The following is a 4,169-nucleotide window of genomic DNA, read 5'->3' as shown; positions in this document are numbered from 1 at the left end:
ATCTAACTGATGCATATATAAACTGTATAACGTTATTGATGGTGGTGTGTCGGTTGAATTAGCAATTTTGGGCATTTGTAACAGATGCCTGACTAAGGTAAACCCTGTTGAGAAATAAGCAACTTTTTGTTGTTCCTTATAAGGCAGTTTTAGTTCAACATTGTCCTGATACACAATTTTAGGATAAACATCATTCACTCGATAAGCGATAACTTCACCATCAGCCATACAACGCAGCTTCGCTTCCTCTTTGATTTCTTTCAATACCTTTTTGTCAATATGGATACCACCATGCCATATGCCATTGGCACCAAAGGGATAAAAGCCGCTGCTTGCTTCTGATAAGGCTTTATAATAAGCGTCTTGACTAAGTGGTTGTTCGCCTATTGGAAAAATGAAATCGTCTATTTTTTTGATGGTCATTTTACGTTCATAAATTTCTTATCTTTATTTTAATTTGATAAGTTCTTACTTATCGAATATATTTAGCATTAATATTTCTCTTTGCCCATTAATCAATAATAAACTTGGGAAATAAGATTACATTGTTTCTTTATAAAAAGTATCTTTTTGCTTATTTGATTATGGTTCACTGCCAGGCTCTACCACAGCTTTTTCGCAGTCTTGTCTTTCTTTTTTAGTACATTGTTTTTGAATAGATTTTTGCATTACCAAACCTTTTTCTAATCTATGTACGGCTCATAATGAACATATTTTAAGCACTCGCCTTTAGAACAACCAAATGCTATCTGATCTTTGTTTTCTCCGGAAATAAATGCTAGCCCCCCCAAATCAATACTATAACTTTTATTTACTCCATTAATTAATAATTCACCATTTATTTCACACGTATAAACGTCGAAAGCACTTATTTGAGCTGAATTGATATATTTTTCTGCGGTCAAGAAAAAACGGGCTATATCTTTTTTGCCTAAGTTCCATTTATTACATAAATCGTTAAGATAATCGTCACTACCCTCCTTAATTACTTTTTTTATTGACAGTACTTTGATTTCATCGTGATTTATATAAGGTTCATTATGAACGTATTTCAAACACTCGCCTTTAGAACAACCAAATACTATCTCTTCAGCGTTATCACCTTCATGAATAACTGCTACTCCACCTAAATCAATGCTATATTCTTTTTTTATTCCATTAATCAATAATTCACCTTTTATGTTGCAATTATAAAAGTTAAACGAATTTATTTGATCTGAATCGATAGATTTCTTTGCAGTCAAGAAGAAACGGGCTATTTCCTTTTTGCCTAATTTCCATTTATTACATAAATCGTAAAGATGATCGTTGCGGTCCATTTCTACCGCAACTACCTTTTCTAGCGATAATACTTTGATTTCATCACGATTATTGGCACTAGTAGTGACGGGGATCAATATTCCAATTATCAGCAGGAGGATACAGATTTTTACCTTCTCCACTTGTTTTATAAGCAATGCACTGATGTTGATACAAGTCTTTATCATTTAAATTAAACTCCTTTTGTAAAAAAATAACTAAATTTCTAATTGATTCTAATTGTTGAGGTGTTGCATCATCCCATAACTTAGTTTTGTCGTCCCACCATGCTACAACTTCAATACCTATACTGTCTTGGTTATATGGATAACGTTCTGGATAATCTTTTTTTAATTCAGATAAATATTTTTCTCTATAAGTTTTTGATCTATAGTTTGTATCACAAGTTCTAGTCAATTCACAACGAGGTCTAATGACTCCTACATGATTAGCATATTTTTTCAAACTTACAACTTGATAAATTGTTCCATCCTTATCTATAACAAAATGTGCGCCAATATTGTCTTTATTCCAAGGTGATTTCCAAGTATTTTCAATAACATTAATTGCACTTCCTTTTGAATATGTTCTATGCAAAACAATGGCATTGGGACCAATGATATTTCCCCGTTCCAATTTTTTAACTTGGTATTGAATAATACTGTCATTACAAATAAATCCTTCATTATTTATATTAGATTTTTTATTAAAAATATTTATAACTCCAACAGGATTCATAAACCATGCTTTACCATCCATTGATAGGTTAGAAAGTGCTAGGGTGTTGTCGTTTGATTTTTGAGATGATTGTGCCTGTGCCACTTTTTTCCACCACAGTGAGGGTTTGATGCGCTCTTCTTTTTCTAGTTGCCAGTTGCTTTTGACATGTTCATGCGCTTCGTCCACTTTTTTCATGGCAAAATCTCGCTGATAAGGCTCGGTGATGCCAAGTTTATCTAACCCCGCTTCAATAAGCGCTTTTTGTTGTTGCTTTTCCTCTTCAAATAGCTCATCAACTTCGTTCCATTTGCTTAACCCTTCATCTGCATACCATTCACTTTCATATTTCACCAGTAAATGCCCTATCTGCTCCGCTGTCCAACTTCTGCGTAATCCTTCCTTTAAATCCCTATCCGTAAAAGTCGGTGGCGGTAGGTCTTTTTTTCGTTGGGTTGAATATATTAGTGTGCCAGTTAAGATTTGCTGTAATTCTCGCATCGCCGGCGTGTAATCGGCTAAATCTAAGGTGGCAACGTTATTTTTGCTGATTTTATCAGATAATTCGCCTACCGTGGCTTTTTACTATTAAAAACAATTTATAATTTATCTAAATATGCACAACCTTCAAATATTTCACCTTTATAATCAATAAAAATTTCATATATTGAAGTTATCTCATCAAGATTTGCTTCACAAAAAGTTCCTTTGGGTAGACTACGAATTAAGCCATATACACCATCTTTAGAATGAAAAACAACCAAAAAATTTCTTGTTAAAGAAGAATTTTTTATATCTATGGCAATATTTATATTTTTTTCTTTTAGAGATATGAATTGCAATTTATTCTTACTTATTTTAGCATTCCAAAATGGTTCATAACCATTAGCATAAAAACCTATAGAGTTTTTGTTAACTTTATCCCAAAAAGTATGTGGCGATAACATATCTGTTTGTTCCATTTTCTGTAACTCTGTTAAATTTATCCAATCTATCATTCCATTTTCAAGATTTAAGAAATTCTGCTTACCATTTTCCATACTTCCTAAAGATAAAAATTCTTGATAGGATGAATTAGTATATACCTCTTGAGCTAATAACAAGTTAGGTAATAGCAAAAATAATAAAATTAATTTTTTCATATAATAACCTTATTTTTTATGCGGATTTCCAGATAAAATTGGAGGCCATGAATATTTATCATTTGCAAATGGAATTTTTGATTTGCTATATCCCCAGTATCGTTTATGTTCGAAATGAGGAATATCATCTATCGGTACATTTCTACTTCTTAAGATAGAATAAAATTTATTATAATCAAAATCTGTAGGATCACCATGACCATTTGGAATGCCTCTATCAACTTCTATATGAGGTACTATAATTGGCCAACATCCTTCAATATCGGAAGCTTCAATATATAAATCAGCAAGAGCTTGATATTGGTTATCTGTAGGTACATCCGGACTTTTATAATTGATTTCGACATGGAACATTCTTCCTTTTAAATTATTTCTAGATTCAGCTTTTGTAGCCCATACATTTTTTTCGGTAAAAGGCCATATTTCAATTACATCCCCATTTCTCATAATATATTTATGAGCTTTACTCCTTATTTTTTTATCTGGATTGTTAACATTATTTATTGCCTTGATAGTCTCTTCTGACATGTTTCCATCAGTACAATGTAAAACAAAATGACTTCTATAGTCAGGTGTTATAGGACAAACGCCTTTATTTTTTTCAACTTTAAAATAATCCATCATCGCCACAGGATGAATAAACCATGCCTTGCCGTTAGTTGATAGATTGGTCAGTTTAGGCGTATTAGCTTCACTTTGTTCTGTGCTAGTTGTTTGATTTTGGGCTTGTGCCTGTGCCACTTCTTTCCACCATAAAGATGGTTTTATGCGCTCTTCTTTTTCTAGTTGCCAGTTGCTTTTGACATATTCGTGCGCTTCGTCCACTTTTTTCATGGCAGAGTCTCGCTGATAAGGTAAGGTTAGTCCGAGTTTGTTTAACTCTTCTTCGATGATTTCTTTTTTTTGCTGTTTTTCTTGTTCATATAGGTTATCTATCTCATTCCATTTACTTAATTCTTCATCAGCATACCATTCACTTTCATATTTCACCAGTAAATGCCCTATCTGCTC

Annotated in this window: 4 protein-coding genes and 1 pseudogene; all 5 read right to left on the bottom strand. The window is 32.6% G+C overall.

Features of this window, described 5'->3' with window-relative positions; all coding sequences use genetic code 11:
* Positions 1-423, bottom strand: a pseudogene (locus A9G34_RS03185) (hypothetical protein); the annotation flags it as partial.
* 260 nt (positions 424-683) lie between these two features.
* Positions 684-1,397 (bottom strand): hypothetical protein, encoded by a 714-nt coding sequence (locus tag A9G34_RS03180; RefSeq protein ID WP_065568849.1) that lies wholly within the window; start codon positions 1,395-1,397, stop codon positions 684-686.
* On the bottom strand, positions 1,378-2,517 hold the full coding sequence (locus A9G34_RS03175; protein WP_065568848.1) for a peptidoglycan recognition protein family protein: 1,140 nt from the start codon (positions 2,515-2,517) through the stop codon (positions 1,378-1,380). Before A9G34_RS03175 ends, A9G34_RS03180 begins: the two co-directional genes overlap by 20 nt.
* A 98-nt stretch (positions 2,518-2,615) precedes the next feature.
* Entirely contained in the window at positions 2,616-3,158 is a 543-nt protein-coding gene (locus A9G34_RS03170; protein ID WP_034944929.1) for a hypothetical protein, read from the bottom strand.
* Positions 3,159-3,167: 9 nt separating this feature from the next.
* On the bottom strand, positions 3,168-4,169 hold a 1,002-nt coding region (locus A9G34_RS03165), incomplete at its 5' end, for a peptidoglycan recognition protein family protein (RefSeq protein WP_141670323.1).

The organism is Gilliamella sp. Choc4-2 (genome assembly GCF_001690355.1).
Classification (GTDB): Bacteria; Pseudomonadota; Gammaproteobacteria; order Enterobacterales; family Orbaceae; genus Gilliamella; species Gilliamella apicola_A.
Note: the sequence above shows the minus strand (reverse complement) of the source record. Positions and strands in the feature narration are given on the sequence as shown.

Bases quoted from the DNA above. Each gene is read 5' to 3' on its own strand.
- A9G34_RS03170 (WP_034944929.1), bottom strand. From the start codon at position 3,158: ATGAAAAAATTAATTTTATTATTTTTGCTATTACCTAACTTGTTATTA.
- A9G34_RS03175 (WP_065568848.1), bottom strand. From the start codon at position 2,517: ATGCGAGAATTACAGCAAATCTTAACTGGCACACTAATATATTCAACC.